At 33.1% G+C, this 16,242-nt stretch carries 11 protein-coding genes; 7 read left to right on the top strand and 4 right to left on the bottom strand.

Translation table 11 applies throughout. The annotated features are described in order from the left end of the window. Positions 1 to 189 precede the first annotated feature (189 nt). Entirely contained in the window at positions 190 to 1,785 is a 1,596-nt protein-coding gene (locus ACT3CE_RS12090; protein ID WP_444710024.1) for a YfcC family protein, read from the top strand. Positions 1,786 to 2,134: 349 nt separating this feature from the next. Continuing rightward, entirely contained in the window at positions 2,135 to 2,953 is an 819-nt protein-coding gene (gene zupT, locus ACT3CE_RS12085) for a zinc transporter ZupT (protein WP_444710023.1), read from the top strand. 23 nt (positions 2,954 to 2,976) lie between these two features. Here zupT and nth read toward each other — a convergent pair whose 3' ends face one another. Then, positions 2,977 to 3,639, bottom strand: coding sequence for an endonuclease III (nth, locus tag ACT3CE_RS12080; RefSeq protein ID WP_444710022.1), 663 nt, complete (start codon positions 3,637 to 3,639; stop codon positions 2,977 to 2,979). 155 nt (positions 3,640 to 3,794) lie between these two features. Here nth and ACT3CE_RS12075 point away from each other — a divergent pair, with 155 nt between their 5' ends. From ACT3CE_RS12075 to nadD, 5 genes are all read left to right on the top strand, one after another. Then, positions 3,795 to 5,666, top strand: a complete 1,872-nt coding sequence (locus tag ACT3CE_RS12075) for an ABC-F family ATP-binding cassette domain-containing protein (RefSeq protein ID WP_444710021.1) — start codon at positions 3,795 to 3,797, stop codon at positions 5,664 to 5,666. An 83-nt stretch (positions 5,667 to 5,749) separates the two neighbouring features. Further along, positions 5,750 to 7,090, top strand: coding sequence for an MATE family efflux transporter (locus ACT3CE_RS12070; protein WP_444710020.1), 1,341 nt, complete (start codon positions 5,750 to 5,752; stop codon positions 7,088 to 7,090). 113 nt (positions 7,091 to 7,203) lie between these two features. Continuing rightward, positions 7,204 to 8,082, top strand: coding sequence for a YicC/YloC family endoribonuclease (locus ACT3CE_RS12065; RefSeq protein WP_444710019.1), 879 nt, complete (start codon positions 7,204 to 7,206; stop codon positions 8,080 to 8,082). A gap of 74 nt (positions 8,083 to 8,156) precedes the next feature. Continuing rightward, the gene (gmk, locus tag ACT3CE_RS12060) at positions 8,157 to 8,723 is read left to right on the top strand and encodes a guanylate kinase (protein ID WP_444710018.1); all 567 of its coding nucleotides are present in this window, start codon (positions 8,157 to 8,159) and stop codon (positions 8,721 to 8,723) included. A gap of 1 nt (position 8,724) precedes the next feature. Next, the gene (gene nadD, locus ACT3CE_RS12055; RefSeq protein ID WP_444710017.1) at positions 8,725 to 9,300 is read left to right on the top strand and encodes a nicotinate (nicotinamide) nucleotide adenylyltransferase; all 576 of its coding nucleotides are present in this window, start codon (positions 8,725 to 8,727) and stop codon (positions 9,298 to 9,300) included. Positions 9,301 to 9,619: 319 nt separating this feature from the next. Here the strand turns inward: nadD and ACT3CE_RS12050 are convergent, their stop codons facing one another. The 3 genes from ACT3CE_RS12050 to ACT3CE_RS12040 form a co-directional block, all read right to left on the bottom strand. Continuing rightward, positions 9,620 to 12,415, bottom strand: a complete 2,796-nt coding sequence (locus tag ACT3CE_RS12050) for a M16 family metallopeptidase (protein ID WP_444710016.1) — start codon at positions 12,413 to 12,415, stop codon at positions 9,620 to 9,622. A 324-nt stretch (positions 12,416 to 12,739) separates the two neighbouring features. Beyond that, positions 12,740 to 14,803 (bottom strand): insulinase family protein, encoded by a 2,064-nt coding sequence (locus ACT3CE_RS12045; protein WP_444710015.1) that lies wholly within the window; start codon positions 14,801 to 14,803, stop codon positions 12,740 to 12,742. A gap of 68 nt (positions 14,804 to 14,871) precedes the next feature. Further along, positions 14,872 to 16,197 carry a M16 family metallopeptidase gene (locus ACT3CE_RS12040; protein ID WP_444710014.1) on the bottom strand — a complete coding sequence of 442 codons (1,326 nt, stop codon included), beginning with the start codon at positions 16,195 to 16,197 and terminating at the stop codon, positions 14,872 to 14,874. Between the last annotated feature and the right edge of the window lie 45 nt (positions 16,198 to 16,242).

Here is a 16,242-nt window from a genome sequence, read left to right as displayed (position 1 = left end):
CATTTACTTTATAATGCAAATATTAAGGAAAATTGGTCAAATTGCAAACCTTTTCGAACTGCAGTTTAAATTTATTTTCGAATGCATTTTCTATACATATTTTTCTAATTTTACGCCTTAATTCGTAAAGTATGCATGCGCATTTTCAAACCGAATTAGGCACTATTAATAATCTGTAAACGATTTGTCATGTTTAAGAAAATACCACACACTTACGTTATTGTTTTTGCAATAGTCGTATTATCTGCAATCTTAACCTGGATTATTCCGGGAGGAAAATTCGACAGAACCATTGTAAATGTTAATGGAACCGATAGAGAAGTTATTGTTCAGGATTCCTATCATCAAATCGAAAGTCAGGGACAAAGCTGGGAGGTTTTCTCTTCTTTTTTCAAAGGATTTGTTGATAAGGCCGACATTATCATGTTTATTTTAGTTATTGGTGGTGCTTTTTGGATTATGAATGCCAGCAAATCGATTGATGTTGGTATTTATTCCTTCCTAAAATTCACGCAAAAGCTAGAGAAGAATAAAACCATTCGCAAAATTGGTGTTAACAACATTATCCTCACTTTAATTATGCTGGTGTTTAGCGCCTTTGGAGCCACTTTTGGAATGAGCGAAGAAACCATTGCTTTTACCATTATATTTGTACCTATGGCAATAAAAATGGGTTACGATTCTATTGTAGGAGTCGCCATTTGTTTTGTTGCTGCTGGCTTAGGATTTGCAGGAGCTCTTCTAAATCCTTTTACCATTGGTATTGCTCAGGGATTATCGAATCTTCCTCTTTTTTCGGGCATAGAATATCGCTTATTTTGCTGGATAGTAATTAATTTTATTGGCTTTGCATTTATCTTAAGATATGCTGCCAAAATTCGTAAAACACCAGAATCTTCTTTAGTTTACTCCGATGATGATTACTGGAGAAAACATCACGATACAGATATGGAAGCCATAGAATTTTACACCCCAAAATCGGCTTGGGTAACTTATTTTATTCTGTTGGTGAGTATGATCGTATTTTCATTTTACTATCCACAAAGCACCTTAAAAATTGGCAATTCAGAAACTACAACTTATGTTTTACCTTTTGTAACAGCATTGTTTGCGCTAATGGGTTTTTTCTCTTTGCGCAAATCTGTTCACTTTTTTATTCTTAACTTATTGCTGTTCACAATTATTTACCTAATTGTAGGTGTAATGGGATATGGCTGGTATATCATGGAAATTGCAACTTTGTTTTTTGCAATGGGAGTTTTCTCGGGAATTGCATTTAGTAATACAGCCAACGAAATCACAAACCTATTTCTCGATGGTGCAAGAGACATTCTTTCGGCAGCAATGATTGTTGGGCTGGCAGGAGGAATTTTAATTGTTCTAGAAGAAGGAAATGTAATTGATTCGATTCTTTATTATATCTCACAATCGATGAACGATTTTGGTAAAATGGCGTCGGTTTCTATCATGTATCTTATTCAAAATATAATTAATATCATTATACCTTCTGGATCGGCAAAAGCTGCTCTTACAATGCCAATGATGTCGCAATTTTCCGATTTAATAGGCGTATCAAGACAAGCTACTGTAATGGCCTTTCAGTTTGGCGACGGTTTTACCAACATGATTACACCAACATCAGGCGTATTAATTGGAGTACTTGGTGTTGCAAAAATACCTTACGAAAAATGGGTAAAATGGATTGGTGGTTTTATGGTCATATTATTATTATTAGGCTTACTACTGCTAATTCCAACTGTAAGTATGGAATTAAACGGATTTTAAATCAACTAAAATAATTTAAGAGGCTGTTTGAGAAATTCAAACAGCCTCTTTTTATGCACTGCAAATGACTTTATCAACATAATCATCACGCCTTAATATCTCATAAAATAAATTTTATAAATTAAACTTTAATCTATAAAATTTACAATCAACAATATACATGGAAAAATTCACCTAATATCCTTATTTAAAATCAATAAAGCACTAAAAGTAAGTATCTTTAAAATTATAAACTCATTGTACTATATATTAAAAGTTAATTTCCACACTGTTATTTAGAATAATTCCAAATAATTAAATATCTTTGTTACGTTAACTTAAAATCAAGAATAAAAAAAACAAACCAATTATGGAATTTGAATTTTCTACTGTGGCTATAGCATTTGGAATGACTCTATTTGCAGGACTTGCCACTGGAATAGGTAGTGCTATTGCTTTTTTTGCCAAACGTACCAATACTAAATTTTTAGCATTATCTCTGGGATTTTCGGCTGGCGTAATGATTTATGTATCACTTGTAGAGATTTTTCAGAAAGCAAATTCTGCTCTAATAGAGGATCATGGAACAGTTGCTGGATCATGGTATACCGTTTTATCATTTTTTGGTGGAATATTATTCATTGCCATAATCGATAAAATGATCCCATCTTATGAAAATCCTCATGAGGTAAAAAAAATTGAAGATCTTGATGATAAAAAACCAATAGACAAAAAACTAATGAGAATGGGAATGTTCTCAGCTCTGGCAATTGCAATTCACAATTTTCCGGAAGGTTTAGCAACATTTGCTGCTGCCTTAGCCGATCCAACAATAGCGATTCCTATTGCAGTTGCAATTGCAATTCATAATGTACCCGAAGGAATTGCCGTTTCAGTTCCAATTTATTATGCCACCGGAAGCAGAAAAAAAGCATTTTTATATTCTTTTCTATCTGGTTTAGCAGAGCCCATTGGCGCTTTAATTGGTTTTGCTTTAATCTATTCCTTCCTTGGATTAAACAATACTGTATTTGGTGTTTTATTTGGAGGAGTTGCCGGAATTATGGTTTTTATTTCTTTAGATGAACTATTACCTACTGCCGAAGAATATGGAGAACACCATGTTGCCATTTATGGATTAATTGGAGGAATGGCAGTTATGGCATTAAGCTTACTTTTATTCCTGTAAAATATAATACGAAAAGCCTCAAATTAATTTGAGGCTTTTATATTTTTCTTTTCTTCTTTCTGATAATACTTACAATACTTTTTTAGTCCACAAGCTTTACATTTTGGTTTACGTGCCAAGCAAACATATCTGCCATGCAAGATTAACCAATGATGCGCTGTGGCTATTAATTCTTCAGGAATATACTTTACCAACTGTTTTTCAGTTTCCAGTGGCGTTTTTGAATTTGTAGTTAAGCCTAATCGTTCCGATACACGAAATACATGCGTATCTACTGCCATGGCAGGTTTATCGTAAACCACCGAAGCAATTACATTGGCAGTCTTCCTCCCCACTCCTGGCAATTTTTGTAATTCTTTAATATCGTCGGGAACAATTTCTTTGAAATCTTCAACCAGCATTTTAGCCATACCCAACAAATGTTTTGCCTTATTATTGGGATAAGAACAAGAGCGAATATAATCGAATATATTTTCCTGAGTAGCATGAGACAAATCGAAAGCTGTAGGATATTTTTCGAATAATGGCGGAGTAATTTGATTTACTCTTTTATCGGTGCACTGAGCCGATAAAATTACCGCAACCAATAATTCATAAGGATTTGTATACTCTAATTCTGTTTCGGCAATTGGCATATTTTCCCGAAACCAGGATATAATTTTTTCGAATCTTTCTTTTTTACGCATATTCTTCTTTATTAAAACTGAAGGGTAACGAAAATACGAAACTCTCTTTAATAATTCACTTTTAAACAAAGAAATCGGTACAGAAATTAGACGTAATTGTAATTGCTTGAGACTTATTTGTAAATTTGCATTCTCATAAACAAGAATTGAAGCAAATGATATCATATTTACAGGTTGAAAACCTTAGCAAAAATTACGGAGATCTAACATTATTTGAAGGAATCCACTTTGGCGTTGGTCAAGGACAAAAAATAGCTTTAATAGCGAAAAATGGAACTGGAAAAACATCACTCCTAAATATTATTGCCGGATTAGATTCTCAGGACGAAGGTGATATTACATTCCGTAATGATATCAAAATAGCATACTTACAACAAAATCCCAATTTAGATAATAGCAATACTGTACTAAACGAAGTATTTAATTCGGATGATCCTGTACTTTCGATTATCAGAGATTACGAGAGAGTAATTGATGAAAATGATGAAGAAAATATGGCTGAAGTTCTTGAGAAAATGGATCAGTACAAAGCTTGGGACTATGAAAATAAAGTAAAACAAATTCTTTCGAAATTAAAAATTACAAGATTCGAACAAGTTATAGGTGAACTCTCGGGAGGACAAAAAAAGAGAATTGGCCTGGCTAAGGTATTAATTACTGATCCTGACTTTTTAATTCTTGATGAGCCCACTAACCATCTGGATCTTGAAATGATTGAGTGGCTGGAAGAATATCTTAACAAATCCAAGGGGACACTTCTAATGGTAACCCACGATCGTTATTTTTTAGATCGTGTTTGCAACGAAATAATCGAAATGGATGCCCATTCTATATACAGCTACAAAGGCAATTACTCCTATTATCTTGAAAAAAGAGCAGAACGCATAGAAAACACAAATGCCGAAGTGGGAAAAGCTCAAAAATTATTAAAAACAGAGCAAGAATGGATGCGAAGAATGCCACAAGCCCGCGGAACCAAAGCTAAATATAGAATTGATGCTTTTTACGATTTAAAAAAGAAAGCTGCTGCCGGATTTAGAGAAGATGGAATGGATCTGGATATTAAATCAGCCCGACTGGGAAAAAAAATACTAGAACTGGAAGGTTTGTACAAAAGCTATGGCGATCTGAAAATTTTAGAAGATTTTAGCTATAAATTTCAGAGAGGAGAAAAAATTGGTATTGTAGGTAAAAACGGAACCGGTAAATCGACATTTTTAAATATTATTACCAGAAATATTGAAGCCGACTTAGGTAGTATCGAAATTGGCGAAACTGTTGTTTACGGATATTATAAACAAGATGGTATTACCATTAACGAAAATGATAGAATTATTGATGTTATTAAAGAAATAGCAGAATCTATAGATCTTGGTAATGGTAAAGTTATGTCTGCATCTCAGTTTCTAGAGTACTTCCTTTTCCCTCCTAAAACACAATATAACTACGTATCGAAACTTAGTGGGGGTGAAAAAAGACGTTTGTATTTAATGACAGTACTGATGAAGAACCCCAACTTCCTGATTTTAGATGAGCCAACCAACGATTTGGATATTATGACTCTAAATGTTTTGGAAGAATATCTAATGAACTTTAAGGGGTGTTTAATTATTGTTTCGCACGACAGATACTTTATGGATAAAGTTGTTGATCAAATGTTCGTATTCGAAGGCATGGGGAAAATCAGAAATTTTCCTGGCAATTACACCATTTATCGCGATACAATTGATGAAGAAGAAAAAGAGCAAAGAAAATTAGAAAAACCTATTAAAGCAAAAAAAGAAAAGCCTAAATCACAATCAACCAAGGCAGCAAAAAAACTCAGCTTTAAAGAAAGAAAAGAGTTTGAACAATTAGAAGTCGATTTGGAAAATCTGAATACTGAAAAAGAGGAACTGGAAACTGCCATGAGTTCCGGAACACTTTCGAGCGACGATTTATTACTAAAAGCCTCTAGAATTGAAGAAGTTATTCACTTAATTGACGAAAAAGAATTCCGATGGTTAGAACTAAGCGAAAGAGCTTAACCATTAACTTTTGTTAAACATTACTGGTTTTTTTGAGAATCATGATAAAAATTAGAGCTTTGTAGTTCTAAGAAAAACTATTCATGAAAGATTTTACCTCGGGAAACGTAAGTAAACTTATTTTTAACTTTACCCTACCCATGTTATTGGGCAATGTTTTTCAGCAACTGTATAATGTTGTTGACAGTATTATAGTGGGAAAAGTTTTAGGCAAAGAGGCACTTGCATCGGTAGGTGCTTCATTTCCTATTATTTTTACATTAATAGCATTGCTAATTGGCATAGGATCGGGATTCTCAATTGTAATTTCTCAATATTACGGGGCCAAAAATATCGATAAAGTAAAGCGCGCTATCGACACCATGTATATTTTTCTTTTGGTAGCCGGATTAGTATCCAGTATTTTAGGCATATATTTTAGCGAAGAACTTTTCTTACTATTGCAACTACCCAGCGAATTAATTCCGCAAGCCACCAGCTACTTAAATGTATATATGGCAGGAATGGTACTGTTCTTTGGTTTTAGTGGAACCAGCTCTGTTCTTCGTGGACTTGGCGACTCTAAAACTCCACTTTACTTTCTTATTTTAGCCTCACTTTTCAATATTGCATTCGATTTATTGTTTGTTATGGTTTTTAAATGGGGAATTGCCGGAGCAGCCTGGGCTACCGTCATTGCTCAGGGAGGTGCTTTCATAAGCGGAATAATCTACTTAAACAGAACTCACAAAATCATCAAATTCTCTCTTTTTAAATTGGTATTTGATAAGGAATTATTTATTAAAAGTTTAAAAATAGGATTACCTTCGGGTATTCAGCATACCTTTGTAGCCTTGGGTATGATGGCACTTTTAGGAATCGTAAACACCTTTGGTACCGATGTAATCGCCGCTTATACTGCAGCCGGAAGAATAGATTCTTTGGCCATGATGCCGGCAATGAATTTTTCTCAGGCCGTTGCAGCATTTGTAGGTCAGAATTTAGGTGCCAATAAAATAGAACGTGTTAGAAAAGGATTTAAAGCAACTTTTTTAATGTCGAGTTTATTCTGCTTACTTATGACTGCAATTATTGTTCTATTCGGCAGTCAGTTTATGAAAATGTTTACAACAGATCCAAATGTTATTGCAATAGGAGAAAAATATCTGATTATTGTGAGTTCATTCTACCTGCTTTTCTCTACCATGTTTACAACAAATGGAGTTTTACGAGGTGCTGGCGACACACTAATCCCAATGTTTATTACTTTATTTTCTCTTTGGATAGTGCGTATTCCTGTATCTTATCTCTTATCTTCAAAAATTGGAGAAACAGGAATTTGGTGGTCCATTCCTATTGGATGGTCGATGGGAATGATTTTTTCTTATTTGTACTACAAAACCGGAAAATGGAAAACAAAATCGGTAATCGCACAAACGGCATAATTTACAAATCGAATTTAAAGTATAAAAAAGCAAAATTGTATCAACAGGCATTGGTTTAAATGTTTGTAAATCCACTTCAATCTCTTACCTTTGCGTAAATAAATTTCTCGAATATGTTAATATCGATGACAGGCTTTGGTAAAGCCACTCTCGAATTGGAAAATAAAAAGGTTTCCATCGAAATAAAATCCCTAAACAGCAAACAGCTGGACATTAATACTCGAATTCCGAATCTTTACAAAGAGAAAGATTTAATTCTGAGAAACGAAATTAAAAATAAACTTGAAAGAGGTAAAGTTGAGCTCTCAGTTTTTATTGAAAGCATTGGAACCGATAAGGAAACAAAAATCAACAAGCCAATTGTTGAAGCGTATTACAAGCAACTTTCGGATTTATCTGCAGAACTAGGAATTCCTATGGAGCAGGAACCAATTCTTCAAACAATAGTTAGACTTCCTGATGCTCTTAAAACAGAACATCAAGAGTTAGATGAAGAAGAATGGAATAATATTTTTAAAGGATTTAAATCTGCAGTTCAGGATTTAAATGCATTTAGAAAGCAGGAAGGTGACGCACTCGAAGAAGATATTTTTGCTCGTATTGGCAATATTGAAAAACTACTGCAAGAGGTACCTCAATTCGAATCGGAAAGAATAGAAACTGTTAAAACAAGAATAAATGATAATCTAAACGATTTTGTTGAAAAACAAAATGTTGATAAAAACAGATTTGAACAAGAAATTATCTATTATCTTGAAAAACTAGATATTACAGAAGAAAAAGTTCGACTAGCTAATCACTGCAAATATTTTATCGAAACCGCTAGTAATGGCCATTCGATAGGTAAAAAGCTTGGTTTTATTGCACAGGAAATTGGTCGCGAGATAAACACTCTTGGATCAAAAGCAAATAATTCCAATATCCAGAAAATTGTAATTCAGATGAAAGATGAATTAGAAAAAATAAAAGAACAACTACTTAACGTATTGTAAAAAATCTTCTATTTCTTTTAAGCGTAGGGCCACAAACTCTGCGCTTTTTTATAATTTTAATATTACAACTAAATATGTCCGGGAAACTATTCATATTTTCAGCTCCAAGCGGATCGGGAAAAACAACAATTGTTCGCCATTTGTTACAACAAAATTTAAATTTGGAGTTCTCAATATCGGCCACAAGCCGAGAGAAAAGAGGTGCCGAAATAAATGGCAAAGATTATTACTTTTTAAGTGCTGAAGACTTTAAGCAAAAAATTGCCAATGATGAATTTTTAGAATGGGAAGAGGTATACGAAGGATGTTTTTACGGAACTTTAAAATGTGAAGTGGAACGAATTCGTAACAAAGGCAATAATGTTATTTTCGATGTTGATGTTGTTGGCGGAATCAATATAAAAAAATACTATAAAAATGATGCACTTGCTGTTTTTGTTCAGCCTCCTTCGATAAAAGAACTGGAAAACCGATTAAGAAACAGAAATACCGATAGCGAGGAAGTTATTGCGAAGAGAGTTCAGAAATTTGCTTTCGAATTAGATTTTGCCACTCAGTTTGATAAAGTTATAATTAATGACAAACTTGAAGATGCACTAAAAGAAGCAGAGGTTACTTTAAAAAACTTTATAAATCAATAAAATGAAAATCGGATTGTACTTCGGATCATTTAACCCGATTCATATTGGTCACTTGGCAATTGCCAATTATATGGCTGAATATTCCGATCTGGATCAAATTTGGTTTGTAGTGAGCCCACAAAATCCTTTTAAACAAAAAAGAAGCTTGTTAAGCGATTATCATCGTCTCGAATTGGTAAACCGATCTATTGAAAATTATCCAAAACTAAAAGCTTCCAACATTGAATTTTCTTTACCGAAACCTTCCTACACAATTGATACACTGACTTATTTAAAGGAAAAATATTTACAATATAACTTTTCCTTAATTATGGGTTCCGACAATTTAAAAAGCTTCTCGAAATGGAAGAATTATGAATTGATTTTACAAAATCATGATTTATATGTGTATCCGCGACCTGGTTTTAAAGATCATGAAATAGAGTTGAAAGGAAATATTCACCTGATAGATGCTCCACTTATGGAAATTTCGTCGAGCTTTATCAGAAAAGCCATAAAAGATAAAAAAGAGCTTCCTTTCTTTATGCCTGGGGCAGCTTATCAATATCTTAAGGAGATGCATTTTTACGAAAAGTAACAAAATGAAAAAGGCAGGTCCCCACCTGCCTTTTCTCTAACCCAAAATGATTTTCAATACGAAGATTTAACCCTAAAACCTTATACAATTCATATTGAAACACCGATTCGATCATCGTGCCTAACCACTACACTCCCGAATCGGAGTGCAAAGGTAAATATTATTTTGAGAATTCAAAGTAATAATTTCTAATTTTACCTATAAATTTAGAATCACAAAAACCTAATATCTTATTAACAATAAATTAAACTAATACCTATAAATAAAAAAGGATCGCAAAAATACGATCCTTTCCAATTTTAGTGTTTATTTAATTCAATTATGATTTTTTAGGTTTCAAAACAATCTCAACATGCTGATTGTTATTAAATATTTTCTTAGCAGCTTTTTGAATCATCTTAGCTGTTAAGTTTTTAACAATCTCATCATAATTTTTAGAGGCTACAATGTTCTCATCGTAAATATAATTGTGCTCTAATGCATTAATCCAGAACTTATTCTTACGTAAATTTTCTTCTCTAGATTTTTGGAAATATTTTCTGGCTTTATCCAAATCAACATCTGATGGACCTTCTTTCTTCAATTTTTCAATTTCACTGTATATAATCGACTTCAATTTCTCAACCTTTTCAGGATCGCAATCAAAATACATATTCATACTATAACCCTCATAAGGAATTTTATCAAATTCTTCCCAGGCAGATACACCATAGGTTCCTCCTTCTTTTTCCCTAATTTCTTCAGTATATCTAAGATCCAAAATATGAGAAATTGTTTCCAAACACAAGCGAGTATTGCAATCATATTCTGTTTCTCCAACAAAACTAACATACACACTTGCTTTAGGAGTTTCCATATTCATAAATATATCACGATCGACAATACGATATGGAGGACGTACACCATTATCTTTAAAATCTTCTTTTCGATTCATTGAAGGAAGCGAACCCAAATAAGATTCTATCATTGGCTTAGCAGTTTCAATATCAATATTTCCAACAAAAATAAAAGTAAAATCAGAAGCATCTGCAAATCGATCTTTGTATATTTTTTGAATTTTTGAGAATTCAACTTTCTTTAACAGATCATTATTCATAGGCTTAACCCGAGGATTATGATCTGCCATTACAGTTCTAATTGAATCACCAAAACAAGACATTGGATTGGCACTCTTATTTTGAATTACTGCAGCATAACGATTCATTACACCTTTATATGTAGATTCATCGAAACGAGGATTTGTAAAATATAAATTTGTTAACTGAAGTAAAGTTTCAAAATCTTTTACTGAACTACGTCCGTTAAATCCTTCCATTAATTCGGATACATAAGGGCTAACACTTGCTACCTTACCAGCTAATTTCTTTTGAAGAGATGTTTTATCGAAAGATGCAAGGCCACTCTCCCCAACAATTACTCCAAGCAAGTCTGCTGATGGCATATATTCTGCTGGATACAATGAGCTTCCACCATAACTATAGGCTTTCATCATAATTTCATCATCTTGAAAATCTGTTTTCTTGATGATAACCTGAAGACCATTTTCCAATTTCCAAATGGTGGCATCCAACTCTTCATTCACTCTTGAATCAATTACTTTTCCGGCTTTTGGAGCTTCGGCAATTAATGGTTCTGTTGAAACATTATCTTTGTAAGCTTTAATATCCTTTTTGCGAGACTCAAGAATATACTCGGCAACCTTTTTCTTTGTAGGATATACGACTCCTTCTTTTTTGGGACCAGTAATGCTCACAACCATATTGTCATCATGAATCCACGATTGAACCTTAGCATTTACTTCATCAACTTTTATAGCAGGAAGTAACATTTGAGCAATCTGATATTCCATTTCAATACCTGGAGCAGGTTCATTCGTTAAAAAATTCTCAAAATACTCCCAAACGTAACTTTCATTCTTTTGCTTATCTCTATCATTAAAAGCTTTTTCTAATCTACTTAATAAATCTGCTTTTGCACGATCCAACTCCGAGGATACAAATCCATATCTCTTGATACGTTCATTCTCTTCTAAAAGAGTTGTTAAACCAAGATCAATATTATCGAGTTTAGCAACCGATAATGTAGTAAAAGCCGATTTTGTTCTAACCATTTCGCCGTAATATCCAAAGGCATATACATAAGGAGGATTTTCGCTCTGTGTTTTTTCAGATAAACGATCACCCAACATCATTTCGATAAGATTTTGAATGTATAAAGAACGCAAATATGAAATATCTTTTTTCTCTGGAGAAACAATATCGTTTTTATACATAACCCGAATTTGAGCATTCCTTGCCTCTTTATCGCTAGCAATAGCAATTAATGGCTCCTTATTATCAGGTAATTCGAAAAGAGTTCTCTCTTTAGGATTTACAGCAGCAGGAATTTTTGAGAACAAGTCGACAACTTGTTTTTCCATTTTTTCGGCATCAAAATCACCAACTATTATTATCGCCTGAAGATCCGGACGATACCAATCACGATAAAAGCTTCGCATAGTTTCATACGAACAATTATCAATCACATCCAATTCTCCAATCACATCGCGCTCTGCATATTTCGAACCTTTATAAATCACAGGCATTGTAGCTTTGCTCATTCTAAAATCAGCATTACGTCTGCTTCTCCATTCTTCATGAATAACACCTCGTTCCGCATCAATTTCTTCACTTTCAAAAGAAACATAATTAGACCAATCATGCAATACCAGCAAAGCAGAATCAACATATTCAGGATTCGTTACAGGTACATCTGATAAATTATAACAGGTTACATCTGTAGAAGTAAAAGCATTAACGTTATGCCCAAATTTCACTCCTATTTTCTCAAGAAAATTTAACACCCCTTTCTTTGGGAAATTTTTTGTTCCGTTAAAAGCCATGTGTTCGCAAAAATGGGCTAATCCATTTTGCGCATCGGTTTCTAAACTTGCACCTACGTTATGAACGATATAAAAATCAGCTCGTTCTTTTGGCATCTGATTACTTCGAATGTAATAAGTCATGCCATTTTCCAATGTTCCTTTCTTTACTTTCGGATCAAGTGGAACTTGCTTTTGTGCAAAGATGCCAACAGAAATAAGTAAAGCACCCACTAAAAGAATTGTCTTTCTCATTTGTTATTTAATTTTTGATTACAAAATTAAATTTAAGTAATATAGAAATTCTAACCAAAAATAATTATGATAATTTTTTTAACATGAAGTAATTAACACCCAAGCAAAATGTTAATTTCACAACAGTTTATACTATAAACACTAAGGCTTACACATTTAAAAAATATTATTAATAGTACAATAAAATATTATTTTATTAAGTAAAAATCATAAATCACCAGTATATTGTCTAAATAACATTAATAAAAATTAATAGATAAGCAAACTAATATACAAAAGAGGAGTTCTAAACAGAACTCCTCTTTCTCATAAATATGATATATTTTAGTTAAATAAAGAATCCTCTACTCCTTTATTAATAGACAATTCAGTAATAGACAATGGCATTTCTTGTGGACCTACTTTTGTTAATGTTAAGTATGGATATTTAATACCTTTAACTTCTTTATATTCTTTATAAAACATAAACACACTCGCCCCATTTTGTTGCATAACTGTTTTAAGCTTTAAACCAGAATCTGCAGCAAAAAAATCATATCTAGAAATACCATCAGCGCTTGTAACTTCAAGTTTGTATGCTTTTTGTCCATCGATAGTTTCAGTACCTACAATTTTCATTTTATAGCCAAGTTCCTGCATGTTTAATTCAGGGCACATTTGAGCCTGTAATTTGAACTTAGCCAAATCTGCTTCGCCAGCTTGCTTTTCTTGTCCCATTGCTACAATTTTAGCAGCTGTTCCATTATAAGCAATTGATTGCATCACCTGACCATTCATGATCATCTTCATGCAATACTTTTCGTTGTTTTTATAAGCCGATTCAACATTTACACTCATGGGTCCCATTTTCATTTCACCCTTAAAGCTAAGATCTTTTACAGCATTCCAATTATCACGACCTCCAATTGCATTAATATAACTTTCAATAATATTTTTGCAAGTTAAACCTTCAGGAATAGCATTAGGATCTTCTTTTACAATATCACCTTTGTAATCATATTCTTCAACCTTTCCATCAGAATCGAGTTTGGCCAAACGCTCCTTATATTTCTTATCTCCAACTACAAGATATACTGCATTATTAGGGTCGGTATATTTTTTAGCCATAGCTTGAATATCATCTAATGTTACCTTATCCAATTTTTCAAGATAAGTAGCATAATAATCAACAGGTAAGTTATAACGCTCAATTGCCATTGCAAAATCTGCAATTGTTTCAGGATTTTCTAATGATCTGGCAAAGTCTCCTGCTAAAGTTGCTTTTGTCATATCTAAATGATCCTGAGTTAAACGAGTATTTCTAATACGATTAATCTCGATTGCCATTTCCATTAAAGCACTATCGGTAACTTCACCTTTTACTTCCGAGGCAGTATAAAATTTTCCGACCAATTTATCGGAAGAAATTCCCGAATAAGCACCGTAGGTATACGCTTTATCTTCGCGAAGATTTTTATTTAGCAAACCTAAGAAACCACGCCCCAACATAGAGTTCATCACTCTTGCAGGAATCACATCAGGACTACCTTTCTTCAAATCGATTAAATTAATTATCTGAATTGTAGATTGAGTTGCAGCATCTTTATTAGCCAACACAACTCTTTTTCCTTCAATTTTTGCAGGCATTTCGTATTCGTGAGTTGGAACAGTAGCTTGCTCCCATTTTCCAAAATACTTTTTTACTAATTTTTTAGCCTCTTTAGTTGTAATATCACCTACAATTGCCATTAAAGCAACATTTGGTTTAAAATAAGCTGCATGATATTTTTTACAATCATCCAGGGTAATATTTTTAACCGTAGCTTCGGTTTCAACATCGCCATAAGGATGATTTTTACCATACAATACTTTACTTCTAAGATTACTTGAAATCGCTTTAGGGTCGGTTTTATTTGCTTCTAAACCCGATAAAGTTTGCTTTACAATTTTGTCGAACTCATCTTTTGGGAAAACAGGATGTAAAGTCATATCGGCCATTAATTCCAATATTTGCTCTTTATATCTTGATAATCCTCCTGCTTGCACTCCCTGAGAACCAGCATGAATTTGAGCCCCAATAAAGTCAATCTCTTCTGCCAATTGATCGGCCGAACGAGTAGTTGTACCACTTTCTAATAATCCACCAACAAAAGATAGATATCCAGCCTTATCTCCTTCAACTATTGGATCGATCAGCAGCGACATTGCAAATTCAACTTTAGGCAGTTTATGATTTTCAACAACCAATACTTTCATCCCATTTTTTAGGGTAAAACTATCATAATCTCCCAACTGAATTTTAGGAGCTGGTCCTGCAGCGGGTGCTTTTGTTCTATCAACCTGTGCATTAGCCGTAAATACAAAACATACGACTACAAAAAATGCAAAAATTTTATATATATTTTTCATTATTTTTCTTTTTTCAATTCTTCAATCAACAAATAATCTCAGTTATAAAATTCCTTTTAATGAGATTACTAATTTTGCTTTGGCATATAGTAAAGAACCACTCTATTTGTAGGAACAAAATATTTCTTAGCAACCTTACGAATATCCTCTTTTGTTACTGCAAAATATTTCTCTAATTCTTTATTTACTCTCTCAGAATCTTTAAAATAAGTGTAAGCTGTTGCCAAATTCTCAGCTCTTCTTTCAATTGTAGAATTAGAGCTTACCAATTCATTTTCAATTTTATTACGTAGTTTCTGAAATTCTTTTTCTGAAATTAATTCTTCTCGCGCAATAGCAAATTCAGAATCCATTTCTGTTTCAAGGTTTTTAAGATCAACACCCATATTTGGAATACCAAAAGCCAAAGTTAAACCAGGATGTTCATTTGGCATTGGAAAAGCCATCATCTGAAGAGCCAATTGCTTGTCATTCACCAAAGTTTTATATAAACGAGAGCTTTTACCATCTGTCATTAATTTTGACAACATATCAACAGCATAAAAATCTGGAGTTCCAACAGCAGGAATATGATAAGCCTGAATTACAGCAGGAAGCTGAATGTTATCATAAACAGTATCTCTTACCTCAGCAGTTTTTGCTGGCTCAACAACTGTTGGTCGATAAATTTCTTTTGTTCCTTTAGGAATTTCAGCAAAATAGTCGTTTATAAGTTTTTGTGCATCCTTTTTCTCAAAATCACCACAAATAGTTAGAACAGCATTATTAGGCACATAAAATTCTTTATAAAAATTCACAAAATCCTCATCTTTTGCATTTCTAATATGCTCTTCATCACCAATAGTTATCCATCGGTAAGGATGTTTCACATAAGCACGTTTCATAGTTTCTGGCAAAATTCCACCATAAGGGCGATTATCATAACTCTGTTTTTTCTCCTGAATTACTACGCCCTTTTGAGTTTTAATTCCAATTGCTTCAACTTTAGCATGCATCATTCTTTCCGATTCTAACCAAAGCCCTAATGCCAATTGATTAGATGGAAGTTTCTCAAAATAATAAGTTCTGTCAGAAGATGTATTTGCATTTAACTCTCCTCCAGCTCTTGATACATATTTATCGTACTGATGTCTTGGAATATTTTCAGTTCCTTCAAACATTAAGTGTTCAAAAAAATGGGCAAATCCAGTTTTTTCAGGATTCTCATTTTTTGAACCAACATGGTACATTACCGAAACTACGATATTAGGAGTAGTATGATCTTGCTGCAAAATAACATGCAAGCCATTATCCAAATCGTATTCTTCAAACTCAATTTTTCCATTTTGGGAAAAACCACTTGCCAGTGTAAACACAACTAGCAATGAAAGCAGTAGAAGCCTTTTCATCATCATTTAATATAGTTTTACATTAATAATACATTTTCAACAACTATCGAA

Origin of the sequence: Marinifilum sp. RC60d5 (assembly GCF_052400665.1) — a bacterium.
In the GTDB taxonomy this organism is placed as follows: Bacteria; Bacteroidota; Bacteroidia; order Bacteroidales; family Marinifilaceae; genus JBQTGK01.
The sequence above is the reverse complement of the archived record's forward strand: the minus strand, read 5'-3'. Positions and strand labels throughout refer to the sequence as shown.